Raw genomic sequence first — 19,139 nt, forward strand, 5'->3', positions numbered from 1 at the left:
AGGTGTCTAAAATAAAATGTAAACAATAAATGACGAACCAATTGCAGTTAAAGCATGGCGGAGTATGTTGCACAAGTACTTTTTTGAAACTATAAGACAGCTTTAATGATGCATACCTTGTTACAGAATAGAAAGCCAACGCGAGTACATAAAAGTTGTTACTATAATAAGAAATTCATATCTCGAATCAGTACACATGAAATAGAATATCTTTTGCCAGACCATATTTTTAAATACATTCACCGCTCTTTTATCATTTCAATTAGTAAGCTGGAATCTTATACTGCAAAATCGGTTGAAGTGAATGGGACATCTATTCCTATTGGAAGGTGTCATAGGGGTATTGAAAATCTCTAATATCGAGAAAATAGAATATACCAAAATAAGGTTTATACTCCATTAGCCCTAACTATCCTTTACAACAGAGACTGCTCTAAGCCATAGTAATAATCCCGAACACTTAGCTTTTTGACTCAAATAAATGCGTTATGGATACAACGGCGATATTAGACTCCTTCAGGATGTATTCCGTATAGTTTTCTCCAAATATATCGTACCATTCTTTTTCTGATGTGGCATTGATAACAATAAGGTCGTTACCATTCTCTTTGGCGACAGCGATTACCTGTGCAGGAATATTTTTTTTAGCGGGATCTTGCAGATCTTTCACGTTGAATTCAACCCCCTGGCTTTTCGCTATGCCGGTAATTTCATTGATCTTTCCTGTATCTATCTTGCCAAAATTCACAATATAAAGCGCGGCTCCTTCTTTGTCAATAAATGGTTTTGTATATAAAATTTTATCTTCCACGCCGGCAACATCCCTTACAGGAAACAAAATACCATGAAAATGATGCTGTGTAAAGCTTACCGGAACAGATAGCACAGGGCATTCAACTTTCATAATGATCTTATAGGCCTTAGTAGCAGCAAAATACTTTTTCACCCCCGTCTGCACCCCGATGATTAAAAGGTCTGTTTTATTTTCAATGCAATATTTATGCAGGAACACGTCTGCTTCACTCACCCTGGCAAATAGCTTTATTTCCAGCTCATGATTAGAAAGTATTTCTGCTTTTTGCTCTTTCAGCTTTTCATAGGCTGCACTTACAAATATTGCTTTTTTATTTTTTGATTCTGCCGGGGAAACCGCATGTATAATGTCCAGGCTGGCATTATACCTTTTGGCAAGTAACACGGCATATTGCAGTGCATGGTCGGCTTCCGGCGTAAAGTTTGTGGCAATAGCTATTTTACGGATATGATATTTTTTCATCTGGAAATGATTTAACGCTGCAATGCGATATACGTTCAAAATTATATTTTTTGCAAACATACACATTCATAATACGAGATATCTGCGGTCAAAAACAGCAAAAGTGCGATGTTTTAATTAACTTTGCCGTTTCTGTATTACAAGTAATACACACCGAGTAAAATATAGCATGCCGTTTTAGCAAATGCATTAAGCGCTAACTATTCTTCCTGCCTGTTCATTATTCAGGAGTTTATCATAATCTCTTCAGAAACGCTGCAGGATACTACATTGCTGGAAGTATTTCACTATTATTTATTAACATTCAAAAACCAAACGTTATGAATGATTTTTGGGATAATATTTATTTAGGCAACTCATTACGTTCCTGGGCAATTACAATTGGAGGTATTGTGCTGGGGTTTATATTGATCAAGATTTTTAAAAGAATTGCGTTACAATGGCTTAAAAAATGGTCGTTCCGAACCGCAACCTCAATAGATGATCTTATAGTAGCCGCCATTGAAAAAACCGTTATACCCATTTCTTATTTCCTGGTAATATACCTGCTGCTCCATAATCTTGATTTTCCGGAGAAAATCCGCAATATTATCCGCATTGCATTGCTGCTTATCGTAACTTTTTTTGTGCTGCAGCTTATCACTAAAGTAATACAATACTTTGTGTTAGGTATTTTAAAGAGGCAGGAAGACGGCGACCTGAAGCAAAAGCAGGCCAGGGGATTGCTGGTAATTGTTAAGGTGGCTGTATGGATACTGGGTATTGTGTTCCTGCTGAGCAATCTCGGGTACGATGTAACCTCAATTATTGCCGGGCTCGGCATTGGAGGTATTGCTATTGCGCTGGCAGCACAAACCATTCTGGGCGACCTGTTCAGCTATTTTGTTATCCTGTTCGACAGACCTTTTGAGATCGGTGATTTTATCATTATTGACGACAAAATGGGTGTGGTAGAATATATCGGTATAAAAACCACGCGGCTGAGAACATTATCCGGAGAGCAGCTTATCTGCTCCAATAAAGACCTTACGGACTCCCGTGTGCACAACTACAAGCGCTTGCAAAAAAGAAGGGTAGTGTTCAGTATCGGCGTTACCTATCAAACCCCGGCAGATGCGCTGGAAAGCATACCGCAGCTTGTTAAAGAAATTATTGAAAAGAAAAACGATGTGATATACGACCGGGGACACTTTGCCAGTATGGGCGATTTCAGCCTGAACTTTGAATTTGTATATTATATACTCTCCTCCGATTACAACAAGTATATGAACACGCAACAGGAGGTCCTGCTGAACATTTACAGGTCTTTTGAAAATAAAAAAATAGACTTTGCCTATCCTACACAAACTATTTTCTTAGAAAAGAATAATATGGGAGGTGTAAGCTAGGTTTAATGCAAGGAGGTAAAATTATAGGACTTAGGGAAAGCAAATATCCTGTTTTTTAACCCTGTACCTGAATGTAAAGTTTTGCACCAGGAAATTGCGGGGGATCAATTTATTTTCTTGAAAGCAGCAGGTTACAAATTTTCCATTACAAACTGCCTACAATAGTCTTTTATTTGCCGCCGTACCTGTCGAAACTGTTGCATAACTTCTTCGCCAGAGCCCGTTGCTTTTGTCGGGTCTGGAAAATTTTGATGAAACTTTTTTGCAGTTGTGGGAAAGAAAGGACAGCGTTCCTTAGCGTTGTCGCAAACTGTAATGACAAAGTCAAAAGCAATGTTGCGATATTTATCAATATTGTTAGAAGTGTGATTTGAAATATCAATGCCATCTTCTTGCATCGTGGCAATGGCTTTGGGGTTTACGCCATGGGTTTCTACACCTGCACTATAAATCTTCGCTTTGTCGCCTGCAAAATATTGCAAATAACCTTGTGCAATCTGGCTTCTGCAACTGTTGCCCGTGCAAAGCACTAATATTTTTTTATGTGTCATATTTAAACAAAAAGACAAAGAATATTGATAATGCAAAATTTTGGATCAAGCCCAAAAATAAGTTGCAACACAATTACAGAAGTAGCTATAACAATTGGGTTACGATATTTTGTCCAAAACCGATTAACTGCAACATTCTGTTCCACAACCGCAGGATTTTGATTTTTCTGCATAAACGGTAATACTAAAAATTCCTGTGCTGCCCGATTTGAAGTTTTGCAGTTCTTCTTCGTTCAGGTAATTTTTCAAAATATCGTCCGGAACGTTAATTGGTTTTTCCTTTTGAATGGTAATATTTGAAAAACCGTTTGTTTTTATGAGCTCCAAATAATCGTTTTTTTGAATTGCACCCGCAACGCAACCCGCATACATTTCAGCATCTTTACGTAGCGCTTCGGGCAGATTACCAATTAAAACAACATCCGAAATACTAAAGTGGCCGCCTTGTTTTAACACTCGAAAGATATCTTTGAAAACTTTGTCTTTGTCGGGAACAAGATTTAAAACACAATTACTTACAATTACGTCCGCAACATTTGAAGAAACCGGGATATTTTCAATATCACCGTGCCTGAACTCAACATTTGCAAACCCTAATTTTTGGGCGTTGGCTTTTGCTTTGCCAATCATTGCAGGCGTAAAATCAATACCGATCACCCTGCCATCTTCACCTGTTTCGTTTCTCGCAATAAAGCAGTCATTACCGGCACCGCTTCCCAAATCAATTACGGTGTCGCCCTTTTTTATTTTTGCAAATTGTGTCGGCAGCCCGCAGCCCAAGCCCAAATCTGCATCTGGATTGTAACCATCTAAAGTGTTGTAATCATCGCTCATAATGTTATACACTTCTGTTGAGCAACAGCCCGAACCGCAGCAGGATGATTTATTGGTTTCTTTGTTTTGTAAAGCAATTTCACTGTACTTCTGCTTTACCATTTCTTTGATTTCTTTATCTGTATTCATTTTATTTAATTGTTTTGTTTTATTCCAATTATGAAAAATAAAAACGCTTAACAGCATTTTTTATCAGTTACAGTCAAAATAATTTTTGCAAAATATTCTTTCAGTATATTGAACGCTTTTTCATCAATGCAATAACAAATTGCATTGCCCTCAATGCTACCTTTTATCAGTCCTGCATTTTTAAGTTCTTTCAAATGCTGTGAAACAGTTGGTTGCGCCAATGGCAATTCGTTTACTATATCGCTACAAATACATTCATTCGCTTTTAACAGATACTCTATAATGGCAACTCTTGCCGGATGCCCCAATGCCTTTGCGATTGTAGCTATTTGATTTTGTTTGTTTGTAAAATGATTTGCCTTGCTTGCTCCCACTTTAATTATATTTTAATATTGCAATATTACGATTAATATTTTATCTGCCAAACCCGATAATTCAAAAGTGATTTGTTCTTTTTCAGCTAATTGGTAGCTGTTCCCGAATTAAAAATCAAACAGAATGAATTGGTACAATTATCGAATAAAAATTAATACCGTATGAAAGCAAAACGGAATTACTACTCACACGTATTGGCTTAAGCCCCGATTTTGTATAATGGGGTAATACGAATGTTTCCGAAATAGTGCAACACTGCTTATTACTATTCAGTGTGCAAGTCCTTTACGGGATTTGTTGCTGCTGCCCTTAAGGTTTGGGAAATAATAGTGGTTAACCCAATGCAAAGCAAAAAAGCAAAACAGAGGAATGCTGAGAGCAAGCTGTCAGTAGTTCTTTCCACAAAGTTTTGGAGGAAAAGATGCCCCGCCATAAAACCAATCGGAACAGCAATAAAGCCGGCAATAAAAATCAGTTTTATAAACCTTCCGGATAACATGCTTGCAAGTTGCTTTTCAGTTGCTCCGATGATTTTCCGTATGCTGATTTCTTTACGTTTTACCTGTACCGTATAAGTAACCAGGCCCAACAGTCCCAGCGTAGCAATGGCTGTTGCAATAAAAGCAAGATAACCCAACAGCGATATTGTTGCTGTTTGATCATTAGCACGTTTCAAATCTTCATCAAGCCAGGAGGTCAGTATAGGAGTGCAATGAAGAGATGTTTGCAATGTTGAAGCTACTTTCAGGGCAATCGCCTGCTTGTCTGCATTATTTTCAATTGAAATGTATACATAATTATATGCATCCTGCAATGTCCTGAATGCAAGCGGGAATACAGGCCGGCCGGGGTCTTCATAATTAAAGTTTTTCAGAATACCGGTAATCCGCATTTGGGTGGTGTCGTTTATTCTTATAAGCTGGCCAATAGCTTTTTCATAATCTTTAAACCCCAGGCCGATAGCAGCCTGCTCATTGATAAGAATATTTTCAATTGCAGGTCGTGTGGCGCTTGCCGGGAAATTATTGCCTGCCAGTACTTTTAATTGCATGGTAGGAATGAAGCCAGGATCAGCAAAATAGTATTGCAGTTTTAATGCCTTTTGAGGGTCGTCTGTCCATGCCGGCATGCTCATTCCACTGAATTTTTTCGAGATTTCGGCAGACATTGCACCGGAAGAATGTATACCAGCAATGCTGTTGATTTCCTGGATAATGCGTTCAGCCTTTAAACCATTCAGCGGTACAACCATAATATTGTCTTTAGCAAAGCCCCTGTCGGCTTTACCCATAAAAGAAAACTGCCGGTAGAAAGTCAGCAGAAAAATTATAATAAAAAGCGAAAGACTGTATTGAAAAACGATCAGCGCTTTCTGAATACTTACTTTACCCATGATCTTTGCTGTGGTCAGGTTTTTCATTACCCGCAAAGGTGTAAATGCAGAAAGCATCCATGCCGGTGCAATACCCGCCAGCAAGCCAGCAAATAATCCAAAGGCAATTGTGTACATCACAAACGGACTATTATACCGGAAAGCAGAAGGAATAAATTCATATTCATCATTGAAAGGAGCATACCTTATGATCAAGGACAAAAATATCCATGCAAGGCAAAGTGCTAACATTGATAACAGTATTGCTTCAATAAGGTATTGAACAAAAACATGCACACGCCTTGCGCCGGCGATCTTCCTGATCCCTACTTCTTTAGCCCGGCTCAGCGCCCTGGCAACAGTAAGATTGGTATAATTGAAACAGGCTGCCAGCAAAATGACAGCGGCAATTATTATTTCAGCAATAATCTTTCCCCAGGGGCTTACACCGTTCATTTCATTTCCTAACATCTCACCCGATGGACTGATCTTATCAAACTCCTGAGCAGTAAATGTAACCTCACCGTCAGTATTATTTTTATTTAACGCAGTGGCAAGATTTTTAAGCTGCAGATCCATCCCGCTCTTGTTTCCATGAGGGGTGTTTTTTACAAAAGTATATGCTGCATTCAAAGCAAACCAGTCTGAGGATTTCACAGCCAGCGTCTTTCTGTCTTCCATCTGCTTTACGCTGGCCCAGGAGGCAAATGCCTCATAATTAAAATGAGTTTTTGAGGGCGGGGCGTTCAGTACTCCTGTAACTATAAAATTCTCCCCGGTCTCAAGCATAAGTAATTTTCCAAGTGGGTTTTCATTTCCAAAATATTTTTTTGCAGCCGTTTGGGATATGACTATGGTATTGGGTTCTTTTAGCGCTGTTGAGGGATTGCCGGAGTGAAATGTAAATCCAAATATGTCGAAAAAAGAAGGCTCTGTGAAAGCTCCGTTCAGGTAAAATTCTTTACCGTCCACTTTTATTTTGCCACTCAATGCGGGATAGACATTCGCTACCGCCTGGACGTTTTTAAAATTACCTTCGATCTGTTGTCTGAGCGGCAAAGATGTTGTAGCCATTCGCCACTGCTACCCGGATTTTTTGTAATAAGCACTGATGATCCTTAAAATGCTCCCGGATTGCGGGTGAAAATTATCGTACGACATATCCTCCTGCATCCTGATCATTACCATCATTCCCACGGTCATAGCTAAACCAAGTCCAAAAACATTAATAAACGTGATCAGTCGGTTCCTGTTAAACACCCTGAAAGCTACCTTGAAATAATTTTTAAACATATATATTCAAATTCTCTGAGGACTTCAGCCACATACTATGCCAACATGATAAGTAATTAATAATCAATTATATATCTTTTATGACGATGCTGTGCATGTCCGTTTCCGTTACACCTTATGTTCCTTTGTGTAACAATATGACCAATGGCATCTCAATAATTCTCATTTGCACTTAAAATTACTTGATCGGTATCTATTGTATGCAATACAATTAAAAGAACAATAAACCAGACAGGACAAACACCCGCCGATTGATATTGATTTTGTAAATAAAATCCTGTGGTCATAATTGAATGTAACACCGGATCTAACTAGTGTCTTGAATGAACTCATTGACTTTTTTTTCAAGAACAACAGGTAAGCCAATATTAATAGAAGATTATTTTATTTTAAATGAAACCGAAATTGGCAATTATTGAAACCTCTGGTTATCCATTAGGTCTATTGCTGAATGTAGAGTGCTCTATTGATTTTATCTCAGGATAGCGAATGAAATAAATTACTGTATAGACAAGAATAATCGCCAATATTTACCCTTTTACAATATAAAATTCAATCCTCGAAATCAAACTCAAAATCCAGCAGCTTTTTAGGATGTATTTCCAAGCCTCTTGCTAATTCAAATATCGTTGACATTTTAATGTCAAATTTTCCATGTTCAATTTTTGAGATTTTACTTTCGTCTATGGAGCAGTTATATGACAGCTCCAACAATGATTTGCGCTTAGTGGTTCTTATTCTTTGCAAGTTTTTACCAAAAGCATTCTTCATTAACTCTATACTATTTTTATCCATTCCCTCCCAATTTGTAAATCAAGGTTCAACTATTTTAAAAAAAATTCACGGTTATAAATGACCGTGAATTAAAATAATTACTTATCTTTATTTTGAAATAATATTTTCGCGATTACTTCATAAAATTATTTGAAGCAATTCGCTTTGAATCTCGTTCCGAAAACTGGTAATTTTTGAACACACGAGATGATAAGCAGAATGCCCATGTTACGGCGTGGGCTCTCTTATTCGTGTGTGGGTATACCAGTACCTCGGAGCGGTAAGTTGAGCGCCACGCCTTTTTTGTGCGGGTGCCAGCCTAAAACTTTTTTGTTATGAACAACGCCGTTGCCACACCTGCACAAAGCGCCAACATCCATTTTAACGAAACCCAATGGCTGCAAGCCCTGTTCCTGCTGGCAGATACCCAAAGCTGGCTGCAGCAAATGCAGGAGGGGCTTATATGGCAACTGCCCGTAAAGCACCGTAAAAAGCTGCTGCGCAAAGGCTCGTACCTAAGCAGCAAAGCCCTGGCGCATATACTGGAACGCCATTATTACAAAGTGCCGCGTCACCCGCTTACCGGCAAGTTTACCATACCTATACCGCAAATTGTAGCCTGTATAAGAGACGCCTGCCAGCAACCGCCAGAGCCTGTTCCGTGCAGCCCTCACCTGCAGCGGGTACTGGATACCGGCACGCCGCTCGGGCACGATACTTCGGGCAATACCGTAACCACCATTACGGTCATTACCAGCACAGGCGGGGAGATCATCACCGCCTTCCCCGGCGTAATACCGCCGCAACAGCAAGCCCTGTAAGGTTTTTAAAACCTTATAGGTCTGTCTAAGCCTCACTCTAAAAATAAAAAGATGAAAACCAAACACCACAAAGACCCGTTTACAACCCAATGCTGGCTCTGCGAATGCATTACAGACCCTTACCAGGTAATCGCCCACTTCTTTGCCGAAGCGCATGTGCACCATTTTCGCAGGCTCATCAAAAAGCTGGTATGCCATGCCAGTGGGGCAGGCGTGTACAAAGAATATCCGCCCGGCGATGTGCTGTTATACAGCAAGCTCATCCGCTCGCTTATAAAAGCCGCTTATGCTTTGAGGTATAAGAAGCACAGCGTGGTTACCATTAAAAAAGAAGAGCTCTTCCATAAAAAATACTATTGCAGCCATTATGTTAGCGCTGATGTGTGGAAGGAGCTTCCGCGATGCCTGTCTGAAAAAGAATATAGTGATCCCTACCGGGTGTTTCAGCAGTTTTTCAGCTACCGGTCGCTCGGTAACTGGCTGCAGTGCTGGGAGCAGGTAGTGGAGAATGCCCTGAACAGTGATACTACCGCTATAACAGCCCCGCTAACAGTATGCATCCATTTGATAAAGCTGGTAGAAGCCGCGCATCTAATTGATGTAAGGGAGGTAACGCATGTGGGTGAATGTGTAAAGAACGATAGACCGTTATCATTATGATCTCCTCTAAAAGGAGCGGCGCTACCCTGACGGTCATTTAAACCGAAACTGAATTTCATAATTATAAAGGTCGAAATGCTGTATAATTTGCACTTCGATTTTTGTAAATTTACTATTCACGAAGTAGAATATGGCAAAAGGAAGGGTTCTGCAAGTAATGACATAGTACAACTTTAGAAGATAGTTGCAATGAAGCTATACGGACAACACAGCAAAAGCATACCTCAAAAAGTGATTATTCACGTTCTTGAAATTCTAATACTATGGTTATCGTTTTGGATACTTTTCCGGGAGGGAGGAACCTGGATTGAAAACACTTTACACATTCACAATGCAATCGAATTTACCGGCAGACGAATGATCATTTTCACATTTAGCGTTATTACATTTTTTCGATTTGCGTTTATGATGACGGTTTTACTGAAAAGAGCAATCCCCTGGGAAGAAAGTTTTAGTGTGCCGTTTGCCTTTGCTTTATATTTTGTCGGGTTTGCCTTATTTGCTTTGCCGACTTCTAAACCTATTGACTTTATTGACATATTTGGAATAATCCTGTTTATTGTCGGATGTGTGTTGAACACAGGCGGAGAGATCCTGCGTAACCAATGGAAACAGAATCCTGACAACAAAGGAAGAATTTATACTGAAGGATTCTTCAAATATTCCAGACATATCAATTACTTTGGCGATATGCTTTGGGTGACAGCGTATGCGATTATTACAAGGAATTGGTATGCGGTGAGTATTCCGATTTTTCTTTTTTGTTTATTCGCTTTTTACAACGCACCCAAACTTGACAAATATCTGAAAGGCAAATATGGCAAAGGTTATGACGACTATGCAAACCACACAAAAATGTTGATACCGTTTATATACTGACAAAAGCCTGAACCGCTAACAATCAGTTTCATGAAAGCGCGGCTTGACGTTATTAGCATCAGCGCAGCTTTTATCATCTTCAGGTAGGACTGTACGAACACAGATTCTTTGGACGGTAACTACAGAAACAGAATAAGTATTTTGCTTGATTTCAGTTGGCAATTATTGATATAGGGGAATAAAATCGAAGTTTATCCAATCGGTTAAAACTATGAAAGCAGGAACGAAACTTTTTATCGCGGCTGTTGGTTACCCAACCGCCGATAGCCAAAAATACTCCAATTGAGAACTTGACAATATCTATCATTTCGGATTCTATACTTCATTTTTTTTAGTTACAACTATAGTGTACGCAAATGGACTATCTTAGAAAAGCCATTCATTGTTATTTTACAAAAAGCGTTAGTTCCAAGGTACAAAGTAAGTGTTAGTTCTCATTGTTGAATCTTTAGCAGATCAATTAAATATTTCAACAAAAAGAATCCATAAGTCGCGATAATGATATATAGTATCCATCGCAGAACGGTTCCGTAATATTCTTTTGTGTCGTGTTCCGGGAAAAGTAAAATCCTTTTCTCTTGCTTTACCTCTGTTGGCTGGGTAACGATCAAATTTTTTAGTTCATCTATCCTTTCTTTCAACTGTTCTATTTGTTGAAGATCCTCACCGCCCTTGTACTCCTTTTTTGATTCTTCAATAAACTCGTTTATTTTAGCAATGCATTCTTTTACATTTGCTGTAAGCATGCTTATTGCTTTGGCATTAACCTTATACTCCTGTGAAAATTCATTGAGCACCAGCAATACATTTTCCTTTTCTTCTTTGTTCAATTTATTGTTATTCGTATCCATGATCTGCTTATTTTATTCGTAAAAGCTTTACCATGTTGGTTTTTTCCGTTTCTTTTTCCTGTGCGCTTCTTTTAACAGTTCGGGATTGATCTCATCCGTTTCAGGATATCCTGGGTTTAATAATTCTGATATAATACCTCCAATGCCTTTTTGTAATTCTTCCAATGGCGATTTCTCGAAGAAGGATGAATGCTGCTTTTCGGTAATTCTTCTCCTAAGCCTGGCATTGGTGGCAATAATTTGTTGATTGGCAGATGGCTTTTTAATTTCCTGTTCCTGAACTTTAGAAATATTTTCCTGCTTCAATTCCTGCGTTTGATTCCGCTGCAACAGTTTTTCTATTGTCATCAATGAATAGCCCAGGTCGCTGCCTTTAACGCTTACTTTTTTATCGTCTATAAAAGTGATACCCCTGCCCTTTATGATTTGGTAGCCCAATACCTGCATTCTTTTTACAAAATCATCATAGTTTTTTGCTTTCTTCAACGACTGCTGTATATCATTTTTCATTTTCTCTTTCCGGCTGTCATGTCTTGGAGTTAATTTTTGCTCCTTCGGCAAAAACCGCTTTGCACTAAGCACTTGCTGCAGCCTGTACTTTTTTTCCAGCCGGCGGCAAAGCCTGTCCATCTTCAAATAATTATTACTGGTGCTGGCTGCTTTACCCTGATAACCTACCCGGTTTGCCACCAAATGAATATGCTGTTTGTTAGTATCCTTATGCTGGATAATGAGATATTGATTATCGTCCACCCCAAATTCTTTTGCCAGTTCCTGACCGGCTTCAATCAGTTGGTTACGGTTTAATTGTTCGCCGGGAGGGAGGCTTAAAGATAAATGCAGTACCGGCTTTTCTACCCGCCTGCTTAATCGGGCAACCTCTTTAAACTGTTCAGCCAGCTCGTATTTGTTGCCAAAGCATTTGTTGTAAGCCAGTACTTCTGCCCGGTCCTTATGCTGTAAACCATCTTCCAATGACTTCTTTATTTTCTGTTCTTCCGTTAATGTTCTTTTATCTTCCAGGCAATAGCTGATACAATGGAAGAAAGAAGCCCCCAGCGATATACTCCCGATCATTGCAGATAAGTTTTGATAAGCTGTGCAACTTCTTTTACTTCCCTTGAAAGAATTTCAAGACCTGCACGTTCAGCGGCATTCAATTCTTCAATTACGCTATTTCGCTTTTTAGCGATTTGGTTAAGGTTTGCTGCCATGTGGTTGAGCGTACCAGTGAGCGCTAAGATTTCTACGGGCAACGCTTTTTCGGTGGTGACAACCTGTCCGTTCAGTCCCATTTCCCGGAGAAATTCTGATACAGAAAGCCCGGCTTTTTTGGCATTGGCGCTGATCCTTGCCTGTTCGTAGCTGGCACATTTGAGCGTCACTACCTGGTTACGTTTAATGCTTTTGGCGGGGCGTCCGCCTTTATTTTTTGGCTGTTCATTTGTCTGTGTCATATTTTGTGCCTCCATGATTTTTGAATGCGATAGCATGAAAAAATCTTCCTCCAAATCCCGCCTTCAAAACGGGATGAAGGAGCCGGCGTTTTGGTATTACCAAAACATAGCTGGCTACCTGAAACTTTAAAAAGCATCCCCTGTATTCATCAGCCTGAAAAGCGGTTATTGTGCATTCAGCGTTTGTTATAGATGATTTATCAATTCTATTGGTATTATTCACTCATCCAACGGATATGCGGCTTTAAACCGGTTCTAAATTGCTGTTGCCAACTACGGAGGCAAACAGGTTAATTTGCGAATGTGTAACATTTGGTACACCTTGCCGGTTGCGTTCCGGGTAACCTGCCGGCTGTTGTTTATTTAGCTGCGCTTGGAATTACCAGTTTTAAATTGCCGGTACCTAACCTGAAATCCTGGCAGATGATGCAAATTTGAAGGGTAATTATTTTTTCTTTTCACCAGCTCCGGTTACATTTCCCGGTTAAAGATTTTCGGATTATCAAGACCATACCGCCGGATATTATCTTTCAATTGCATCCATAACTGGATATTAAAATCTGCCATTTCCAAAATCTCCATCACTGTCAACCGGTGTGGATTGAGCACTGTTGCAACGGGTTTGGAAACAGATTTTGCTTTCTTTGGTTTAATTTCAGCAGTGAAATCCGACATTGTACCGTCGGGCTTTTCATCCTCGCTTTGCTCCATGAAAGAAAGAATATTAGGCGCTGCGCCTTCTCCAACCTCCAGGCTACTTCCAATAGCCATGCTGTTTCCGTATAGTTTAATCTGCTTACCACTGATAAGGGTCAACGTCCGTCTTTTAATGTCTGCCATAATATGTAGGTTTTATCGTTTTCAATTTTGATTGTTTTTGTTGATTTTGATGCACGAGCCATTCATTCAGATCGTCAAAGTCTTTGTATAAATTGCTTTTATCTGTATAGGCTGAATTACTTTTAAGCGCCTGCATAGTACACGCCTGCCCGGCGGTTCCTCTATTCAACCAAAGTCCTATGGAGCTATGTTGTTCCATCGTTTGCTTTGCTTTTTGAAAAAAAGAAAGTGAGTTTAGCACTAAAAAGTTGCAGGCGAGCTGATCATTTTTAAAATGTGAAAACCAGGAAAGGAAATCAAAAAAGCCTTCAAATACCTGTAATTCCTGACTGCTGTTGTCAACAAACCGGAAAGTTTTTGGCGATGAGCTGCCCTTGAAATAACTGCTGCGAAGTTCATAACCACCTTTGCCATTAGGGAATCCGATGGCTGTGTGCTGCTTTTTATAAAGAGCAAAATCAACTTCCTGACAGAATTGACTGGCAAGTTCAGGAGAAATAGATCTTGCATTAAGGTAGTGAAGCAATCTTTTGTCTGATAACTGCCGGGTGGCAGTAACTACTATTTTGCTATCGGCTAAATTTTCTTTTTCACCCGCAACTAACCCAATATTACCATCCTTTTTAAATTGCGGGTGAAAAGAAAAATCGTTTCGCCTGTAGTCCCTGGCTAATAGTTCCAGGAATCCCCGTACATCTATGCGGTGATAAAGAATCCCAAAATCAATAATGTTTCCTCCGTCTCCGCTACTGTGATCATACCAGATATTGCTCCTGCGGTTAATTTTAAAAGAAGGAGTTCGCTCATCGCGAAAAGGAGAGAAGTACCAATGATCTTCTCCCTGTATTTTTGTACCCAGGAGACCTAATGAAGAAAGATAATCTACTATGTCTATTTTCCTCGCTTCTGCTACGGTTAGTTTGTTCATAACGAAATAATTTCCCTGTTAAGTAATCAGAAGTTTCTTTAGATTGAAGTATTACTGTCGCTGGAAGCCGGGTGTAACAGCTGCTGGATATCCTGCCACAGGAAATAAACCCGTGAACGAATTTTGTAAGGTTTTAGCTTTCCGTGACGTATCCAATCATAAATAGTAGGCTTACTGACCTGGAAGAGCTGACAGACTTCTGAAATCTTAAACAGAGGTTTATAGGTCATTCCGGGCGTATCATAGCGGGAGTTTACCGGCTTTATTTTTTCAACGTTTGTTATTTCTTCCCGGATTACCTGCCGCATGAATAACCAGAATTGTTCCGGTTCAAAAGGAAATAACATTGGGGTTGGCGAAGCTGCATTGTTCACATATCCTTTCATTGCCTTATATTTTAGGAAGGCAAAGTGGAACTTTATGCAAGGGGAAAGAAGCTAAGTATACTTAAGGTTAGAAGAATAGTCCGGGAAAATGGGAGGAATAGAAATTTAGAAATGATAAAAGGTTGGGAAACATTTAATTAAACACTTGCTGCCCAGTGTTATATCCTTCTCCCTCCTTTTCTTCTCGGAATGGGTGAAATGGTTTTGCGCGAAAGAAGATTTTTCTTCCGAAATATTTTTTGATCGTTGGTAACAGCATCATGTAATCTGGCTGCAATTTCCTTCCAGGGAATCTCCCAACTGATATAGTCAATCTTCATTGTCATATCTATATCATTGTGATAAAGGAGTGCGTTATGAGCCATTTGGCTGGTTACTTCAGGATATTTCCGTATAAAATTCCCCGTTATTTTATTCAATGGAAGATATTCAACCAACGCATATATGTCAACAAAATCCTTTAAACGGGTTCCGTTATACAGAATAGCATTTAGTTTCATCGCCCCGATATCTTCCAGCGATAACATTCGTATGCCTTCTTTAATTTCTATTGGATTTAATATTGGATATTGATGTGCGAGCAAATCAACTTTCACATCGTTAATAAAGGCAAAAACGCCATTGGTAAGAACACCAGAAATGGTAGCGTTATAAGTCTTTGCTAAGTGATTGGCCAGGTAAAGGGCATCAAAATCCGCGTCTGTAAAAAGATCAATATCTACAGATTTTCTGTGACCCATATTTAAGGAAAGAGCTGTGCCTCCAACAAGGTTAAACTTAGACAACACCTCATCAATCATTAACTTTTTTATCAAATCCAGTGTCCCGGTCTCGACTGTTTGCGTGTATAACATAACAGATTCTCTTTGGGGATAGAGAAATAGGCACACACTTCCTTAATGGCATAATCTGCCAGGAACTTTATCTCATATTTTAATGCATGAACAACCTGATCCCGCCCATAAAAGCGAATCACTTCTTCCCATTCTTCTTTGCTTCCACGTTCGATGACTCTTGCAATCACAGTAAGATAGCCGGCCACCCAATCAATCTGTTCATACTTAAAGTCCCAAAAAAGACGTTTGGGCAATTGAGGTTTATCCCGTATTTGTGCATCTCTTCCCATATTTTAAAATTACAAAATTTTCATTGTCCGAAATTTTTTAGCTAAGTCGAAGTAAGCTTTGATTCAAGTTGTTTTAAAATAGAAACACCTTCGGGGAAATTCATTTCTTCAAAAAAGTTATACGCTTCTGAAAACCTATTTCGGATTTCAGTTATTTTACGATCTGTAAGGGACTTTCTTTTGGCAGCATTTGAAAATATCAATTCAAGGTTCTTCTTCAGACTGCCCTGGTCAACGCCATAGAGCCTGATAAGAATCCCGGCATACTGATCATTAGGCTGCAGTTTATTCATACTGCAAGCCTTATCAAAAACATAAAAAACCAGGCAAAGAGCAAGATTAGAAAGTTGTGATCTCCGGCATTTTTCCAGATGTTCCAATTCTTTACGCTCATAGGCTTCTTTGATAGTCTCCAACCGTGGCAAATAGGCAGCCCCAAAGCTGGGACGATAAACAAACAGGTACAGAACGGGGAAACTTAAAAATCCCGCCATAAAAACGCCCAGTAAGTTTTGCAGTTCGAAATTGCCGGGGATAAGATAAAAAAGCAAAGCAGGTAACCCTAAGATGATAGCAAAATGCCTGATCACATAAATAAACCAATAATCGGCTATCAGTTTCTGCCGCGTGGCGCTGATGCTCCATTCCGGCACAACTTTTTGAAATTTTTGCTGGGTATTGGAAAACTGCTGGGTAATATAGTCCAGATGAATGGGGTGCTCGAATGTTATAAAGGATTGTATCTTCTTCACTGTATCTTTCATCACAAATCAATTTATTGTAAGGTACATCTTTTTAGGGTATAATACTACCCGTATTTATCCATTAGGACAATTTCATAAGCATAAGTAAAAATTCAGGTACCTTTGTAAAGACATGTTATCAGGGGTAAAGTGAAGGAAGAAGTAAGAGTATGGATGTAAGTTCTTCGACTAAAAATTCGACTAAAAAGAAAAGACCACTGATTTTCAGTGATCTATTTCAATTTAAGTGATCCCGCTGGGACTCGAACCCAGGACCCATACATTAAAAGTGTATTGCTCTACCAGCTGAGCTACGGAATCATTTATCCTTACAACAAGGATAAACCCCTTTCTTTTTTGGGAGTGCAAAAATAAGGGAAAAAGGCATTCTGCCAAACTTTTAAAAAAATCAATGCTTTTTCCTTTACGGCAGCTTTTGCACACCAATCCGCCAGGTTCATTCCGTTAAACAATGTTTATTACGGGCACAGTCTCTTATTTTTGCACGAATATAGTTGTACCATTGTTGATCACGCACATGCCCTTAATAACACTTACATCAGATATCGGACAAAAGGATTACCTGGCGGGAGCCATCAAAGGGCAATTGTTGCAAGCCGTACCGGGGTGCGCACTGGTAGACATCAGCCATGAGCTTACCCCTTTTAACTACCCGCGGGCAGCTTACCTGTGCCGCAACGCCATTAAAAATTTTCCCGACTTTACGTTTCATATCGTGCTGGTAAATCTTTTTGAAAACAGGCATGAGCACCTGCTCCTGGCTTTTCATAACCGGCAATACATTTTATGCGCCGATAACGGGCTGCTCACGATGATCGCAGAAGGTAAGCCCGAACTGGTGATCGGACTACCCCTGGATAAAACCATAACCAAAAACGCGCTGCACATTACCCGCGTTTTTGGAAAAAGCATCCAAGCCATCGCCAACGGGCAAAGCATTCATACCATCGGTATTCCGGATATAGAAATACTGGAAAAAAACCCGCTGCGCCCGCTGCTGGGCGAAAACTGGATGGAGGGACAAATAATTTTTATTGATCATTTTGAAAACGTGGTGATCAATATTACCCGCGAAGCTTTTGAAGAACAAAGAAAGGGCAGGCGCTTTACCATTGCTTTTAAAAGAGACGAAGTAATTGATAAAATAAGCGAAACCTATGCCGATGTGCCGGAAGGTGAAAAGCTGGCCCTGTTTAACGCCGCAGGCTATCTCGAAATAGCCATTAATAAAGGCAATGCTGCCGGGCTGCTGGGACTGCAGGGTTATGCCGAAAAACAATCGGCACATCTGCAAAACCGTTTGTTTTACCAAACCATACGCATATTTTTTGAGTAGCTCAGGGAATGGTTCTCTTTTTTCAGTTGCAGGCAGCATCACTCACTTTTTTTAATTTTATACAATGAACGCTGAAACGGGCAAATACATCATTGCAGGAGGAGTGCTGGTTATCATTGCAGGCATGGTGATCTACTTTTTTCACGACAGGCTGCACTGGATCGGCCGCCTGCCGGGAGACATCCGTATTGAAAAAGAAAATTTCCGTTTTTATTTCCCCATTACTACCATGATCCTGTTTAGTGTCATGCTCTCGCTACTCCTGTGGCTGTTTAGGAAATTGTAGAAAAACCTAATGCTTTTGCTTAAAAGCATAAAACCTCACCCAGTCAATTTCCATTTCAACAGGCAGATCTGCGGCATCAACGCTACCCACCCAGCCGCCGCCCAACTGCATATCCAGCAACAGGTAATACTTATACTGATCAAAAGGAAATTGCCCTTCTTTGTCTGTTTGAATACGGGGATAAGCGAACGTTCTTTTATTATTGATGAAAAAAACTAAGCTGTCCGGGTGCAGCTCCACAGCGTAATTATTAAAGTCATCGGGATTGATAACCCCGGTTGCTCCCTGCTTCGGTTCCTTCATTTCCAGGTTATAGGTATAATGAGAATGTACCGTTTGATAAGCGATAGAATCAAAGTTCAATCTTTCCATAATATCTATCTCGCCGCCATCCGGCCATTTCATGCCCTGCGATAACAACCAGAAAGCCGGCCACGCACCACGTGCTCCATTCAGCTTTGCATATATTTCCAGTCGGCCAAAGCCAAAGCCCACCTTATCTTTTGTGTATACACCGCCTGTTAAATACGTGGCAGTATCGTTGGGCAGGCTATTATTAACGATACCACGCAAAATTAATTTACCGTCACGCATGGCATAGCAGGAATCAAAAGGGCTCATATACTTTTGCCAGTCCGGGGTTCCCCTTGGTATTTTCGACCACCGGGTTGTATCGAAACCATTAAGCTGGTTGAAATTTTCTTCCCAACTCAGCACCATTTTTTGAGTATATTTTGTGCCGGCGCAGGAAACCAGCAGGATCGCTAAAAATGAAAGCGGAAAAAATTTCTTATTCTTCATCAAATGAATATT

Annotated in this window: 23 protein-coding genes and 1 tRNA gene; 6 read left to right on the top strand and 18 right to left on the bottom strand. The window is 39.8% G+C overall.

The window, feature by feature from the left end:
* Window positions 1–460: 460 nt before the first annotated feature.
* Complete coding sequence (locus PLE34_RS00935; protein ID WP_324553169.1) at window positions 461–1,276, bottom strand: universal stress protein; 816 nt, start codon at window positions 1,274–1,276, stop codon at window positions 461–463.
* Between the two features lie 320 nt (window positions 1,277–1,596).
* Here PLE34_RS00935 and PLE34_RS00940 point away from each other — a divergent pair, with 320 nt between their 5' ends.
* Window positions 1,597–2,664 (top strand): mechanosensitive ion channel family protein, encoded by a 1,068-nt coding sequence (locus tag PLE34_RS00940; protein ID WP_324553172.1) that lies wholly within the window; start codon window positions 1,597–1,599, stop codon window positions 2,662–2,664.
* 131 nt (window positions 2,665–2,795) lie between these two features.
* Here the strand turns inward: PLE34_RS00940 and PLE34_RS00945 are convergent, their stop codons facing one another.
* The 6 genes from PLE34_RS00945 to PLE34_RS00970 all read right to left on the bottom strand — a co-directional run bounded on the left by PLE34_RS00945 (window position 2,796) and on the right by PLE34_RS00970 (window position 8,013).
* The gene (locus tag PLE34_RS00945) at window positions 2,796–3,215 is read right to left on the bottom strand and encodes an arsenate reductase ArsC (protein WP_324553174.1); all 420 of its coding nucleotides are present in this window, start codon (window positions 3,213–3,215) and stop codon (window positions 2,796–2,798) included.
* 123 nt (window positions 3,216–3,338) lie between these two features.
* Complete coding sequence (locus tag PLE34_RS00950) at window positions 3,339–4,178, bottom strand: arsenite methyltransferase (RefSeq protein ID WP_324553177.1); 840 nt, start codon at window positions 4,176–4,178, stop codon at window positions 3,339–3,341.
* A 47-nt stretch (window positions 4,179–4,225) separates the two neighbouring features.
* Complete coding sequence (locus PLE34_RS00955; RefSeq protein ID WP_324553181.1) at window positions 4,226–4,552, bottom strand: ArsR/SmtB family transcription factor; 327 nt, start codon at window positions 4,550–4,552, stop codon at window positions 4,226–4,228.
* Window positions 4,553–4,818: 266 nt separating this feature from the next.
* Window positions 4,819–6,999, bottom strand: a complete 2,181-nt coding sequence (locus PLE34_RS00960) for an ABC transporter permease (protein WP_324553184.1) — start codon at window positions 6,997–6,999, stop codon at window positions 4,819–4,821.
* 9 nt (window positions 7,000–7,008) lie between these two features.
* On the bottom strand, window positions 7,009–7,218 hold the full coding sequence (locus tag PLE34_RS00965; RefSeq protein ID WP_324553187.1) for a hypothetical protein: 210 nt from the start codon (window positions 7,216–7,218) through the stop codon (window positions 7,009–7,011).
* Between the two features lie 552 nt (window positions 7,219–7,770).
* Entirely contained in the window at window positions 7,771–8,013 is a 243-nt protein-coding gene (locus tag PLE34_RS00970) for a helix-turn-helix domain-containing protein (protein WP_324553190.1), read from the bottom strand.
* Between the two features lie 314 nt (window positions 8,014–8,327).
* Here PLE34_RS00970 and PLE34_RS00975 point away from each other — a divergent pair, with 314 nt between their 5' ends.
* The 3 genes from PLE34_RS00975 (at window position 8,328) to PLE34_RS00985 (ending at window position 10,352) form a co-directional block, all read left to right on the top strand.
* Window positions 8,328–8,813, top strand: coding sequence for a hypothetical protein (locus tag PLE34_RS00975; RefSeq protein ID WP_324553193.1), 486 nt, complete (start codon window positions 8,328–8,330; stop codon window positions 8,811–8,813).
* Window positions 8,814–8,864: 51 nt separating this feature from the next.
* Entirely contained in the window at window positions 8,865–9,473 is a 609-nt protein-coding gene (locus PLE34_RS00980; protein WP_324553195.1) for a hypothetical protein, read from the top strand.
* A 189-nt stretch (window positions 9,474–9,662) separates the two neighbouring features.
* Window positions 9,663–10,352 (top strand): methyltransferase family protein, encoded by a 690-nt coding sequence (locus tag PLE34_RS00985; protein ID WP_324553198.1) that lies wholly within the window; start codon window positions 9,663–9,665, stop codon window positions 10,350–10,352.
* Window positions 10,353–10,786: 434 nt separating this feature from the next.
* On the opposite strand, the gene PLE34_RS00990 is transcribed toward PLE34_RS00985, so the two are convergent.
* From PLE34_RS00990 to PLE34_RS01035, 10 genes are all read right to left on the bottom strand, one after another.
* Window positions 10,787–11,203 (bottom strand): hypothetical protein, encoded by a 417-nt coding sequence (locus PLE34_RS00990; protein ID WP_324553201.1) that lies wholly within the window; start codon window positions 11,201–11,203, stop codon window positions 10,787–10,789.
* 27 nt (window positions 11,204–11,230) lie between these two features.
* Window positions 11,231–12,280 (bottom strand): relaxase/mobilization nuclease domain-containing protein, encoded by a 1,050-nt coding sequence (locus PLE34_RS00995; RefSeq protein ID WP_324553204.1) that lies wholly within the window; start codon window positions 12,278–12,280, stop codon window positions 11,231–11,233.
* Window positions 12,277–12,660: a plasmid mobilization protein gene (locus PLE34_RS01000; protein WP_324553207.1), complete on the bottom strand. Its 384-nt coding sequence runs from the start codon at window positions 12,658–12,660 to the stop codon at window positions 12,277–12,279. The genes PLE34_RS00995 and PLE34_RS01000 overlap by 4 nt, the downstream gene beginning before the upstream one ends.
* 471 nt (window positions 12,661–13,131) lie before the next feature.
* Window positions 13,132–13,500, bottom strand: a complete 369-nt coding sequence (locus tag PLE34_RS01005; RefSeq protein WP_324553210.1) for a hypothetical protein — start codon at window positions 13,498–13,500, stop codon at window positions 13,132–13,134.
* Entirely contained in the window at window positions 13,487–14,428 is a 942-nt protein-coding gene (locus PLE34_RS01010) for a DUF8464 domain-containing protein (RefSeq protein ID WP_324553213.1), read from the bottom strand. The genes PLE34_RS01005 and PLE34_RS01010 overlap by 14 nt, the downstream gene beginning before the upstream one ends.
* Before the next feature lie 38 nt (window positions 14,429–14,466).
* Window positions 14,467–14,814 carry a helix-turn-helix domain-containing protein gene (locus PLE34_RS01015; RefSeq protein WP_324553216.1) on the bottom strand — a complete coding sequence of 116 codons (348 nt, stop codon included), beginning with the start codon at window positions 14,812–14,814 and terminating at the stop codon, window positions 14,467–14,469.
* Between the two features lie 158 nt (window positions 14,815–14,972).
* Window positions 14,973–15,668 (bottom strand): nucleotidyl transferase AbiEii/AbiGii toxin family protein, encoded by a 696-nt coding sequence (locus PLE34_RS01020; protein ID WP_324553219.1) that lies wholly within the window; start codon window positions 15,666–15,668, stop codon window positions 14,973–14,975.
* Entirely contained in the window at window positions 15,626–15,940 is a 315-nt protein-coding gene (locus PLE34_RS01025) for a DUF6922 domain-containing protein (RefSeq protein WP_324553222.1), read from the bottom strand. Before PLE34_RS01025 ends, PLE34_RS01020 begins: the two co-directional genes overlap by 43 nt.
* A gap of 41 nt (window positions 15,941–15,981) precedes the next feature.
* Entirely contained in the window at window positions 15,982–16,704 is a 723-nt protein-coding gene (locus tag PLE34_RS01030) for a hypothetical protein (protein ID WP_324553224.1), read from the bottom strand.
* Window positions 16,705–16,931: 227 nt separating this feature from the next.
* A tRNA-Lys gene (locus tag PLE34_RS01035) sits at window positions 16,932–17,004 on the bottom strand.
* 217 nt (window positions 17,005–17,221) lie between these two features.
* Here PLE34_RS01035 and PLE34_RS01040 point away from each other — a divergent pair.
* Window positions 17,222–18,040: an SAM hydrolase/SAM-dependent halogenase family protein gene (locus tag PLE34_RS01040; RefSeq protein ID WP_324553227.1), complete on the top strand. Its 819-nt coding sequence runs from the start codon at window positions 17,222–17,224 to the stop codon at window positions 18,038–18,040.
* A 64-nt stretch (window positions 18,041–18,104) separates the two neighbouring features.
* On the top strand, window positions 18,105–18,326 hold the full coding sequence (locus tag PLE34_RS01045) for a DUF2905 domain-containing protein (protein ID WP_324553229.1): 222 nt from the start codon (window positions 18,105–18,107) through the stop codon (window positions 18,324–18,326).
* Between the two features lie 6 nt (window positions 18,327–18,332).
* On the opposite strand, the gene PLE34_RS01050 is transcribed toward PLE34_RS01045, so the two are convergent.
* Window positions 18,333–19,127 (bottom strand): glycoside hydrolase family 16 protein, encoded by a 795-nt coding sequence (locus PLE34_RS01050; RefSeq protein ID WP_324553232.1) that lies wholly within the window; start codon window positions 19,125–19,127, stop codon window positions 18,333–18,335.
* Between the last annotated feature and the right edge of the window lie 12 nt (window positions 19,128–19,139).

It is taken from the genome of Agriterribacter sp., from assembly GCF_035445465.1.
GTDB lineage: Bacteria > Bacteroidota > Bacteroidia > Chitinophagales > Chitinophagaceae > Agriterribacter.

Coding starts and splice junctions, on each gene's coding strand:
- PLE34_RS01020 (WP_324553219.1), bottom strand. CDS start 15,668: ATGTTATACACGCAAACAGTCGAGACCGGGACACTGGATTTGATAAAA.
- PLE34_RS00960 (WP_324553184.1), bottom strand. CDS start 6,999: ATGGCTACAACATCTTTGCCGCTCAGACAACAGATCGAAGGTAATTTT.
- PLE34_RS01045 (WP_324553229.1), top strand. CDS start 18,105: ATGAACGCTGAAACGGGCAAATACATCATTGCAGGAGGAGTGCTGGTT.
- PLE34_RS00935 (WP_324553169.1), bottom strand. CDS start 1,276: ATGAAAAAATATCATATCCGTAAAATAGCTATTGCCACAAACTTTACG.
- PLE34_RS01015 (WP_324553216.1), bottom strand. CDS start 14,814: ATGAAAGGATATGTGAACAATGCAGCTTCGCCAACCCCAATGTTATTT.
- PLE34_RS00980 (WP_324553195.1), top strand. CDS start 8,865: ATGAAAACCAAACACCACAAAGACCCGTTTACAACCCAATGCTGGCTC.
- PLE34_RS00990 (WP_324553201.1), bottom strand. CDS start 11,203: ATGGATACGAATAACAATAAATTGAACAAAGAAGAAAAGGAAAATGTA.
- PLE34_RS01040 (WP_324553227.1), top strand. CDS start 17,222: ATGCCCTTAATAACACTTACATCAGATATCGGACAAAAGGATTACCTG.
- PLE34_RS01010 (WP_324553213.1), bottom strand. CDS start 14,428: ATGAACAAACTAACCGTAGCAGAAGCGAGGAAAATAGACATAGTAGAT.
- PLE34_RS00975 (WP_324553193.1), top strand. CDS start 8,328: ATGAACAACGCCGTTGCCACACCTGCACAAAGCGCCAACATCCATTTT.
- PLE34_RS01000 (WP_324553207.1), bottom strand. CDS start 12,660: ATGACACAGACAAATGAACAGCCAAAAAATAAAGGCGGACGCCCCGCC.
- PLE34_RS00995 (WP_324553204.1), bottom strand. CDS start 12,280: ATGATCGGGAGTATATCGCTGGGGGCTTCTTTCTTCCATTGTATCAGC.
- PLE34_RS00965 (WP_324553187.1), bottom strand. CDS start 7,218: ATGTTTAAAAATTATTTCAAGGTAGCTTTCAGGGTGTTTAACAGGAAC.
- PLE34_RS00985 (WP_324553198.1), top strand. CDS start 9,663: ATGAAGCTATACGGACAACACAGCAAAAGCATACCTCAAAAAGTGATT.
- PLE34_RS00945 (WP_324553174.1), bottom strand. CDS start 3,215: ATGACACATAAAAAAATATTAGTGCTTTGCACGGGCAACAGTTGCAGA.
- PLE34_RS01005 (WP_324553210.1), bottom strand. CDS start 13,500: ATGGCAGACATTAAAAGACGGACGTTGACCCTTATCAGTGGTAAGCAG.
- PLE34_RS00940 (WP_324553172.1), top strand. CDS start 1,597: ATGAATGATTTTTGGGATAATATTTATTTAGGCAACTCATTACGTTCC.
- PLE34_RS00950 (WP_324553177.1), bottom strand. CDS start 4,178: ATGAATACAGATAAAGAAATCAAAGAAATGGTAAAGCAGAAGTACAGT.
- PLE34_RS01025 (WP_324553222.1), bottom strand. CDS start 15,940: ATGGGAAGAGATGCACAAATACGGGATAAACCTCAATTGCCCAAACGT.
- PLE34_RS00970 (WP_324553190.1), bottom strand. CDS start 8,013: ATGGATAAAAATAGTATAGAGTTAATGAAGAATGCTTTTGGTAAAAAC.
- PLE34_RS01030 (WP_324553224.1), bottom strand. CDS start 16,704: ATGAAAGATACAGTGAAGAAGATACAATCCTTTATAACATTCGAGCAC.
- PLE34_RS01050 (WP_324553232.1), bottom strand. CDS start 19,127: ATGAAGAATAAGAAATTTTTTCCGCTTTCATTTTTAGCGATCCTGCTG.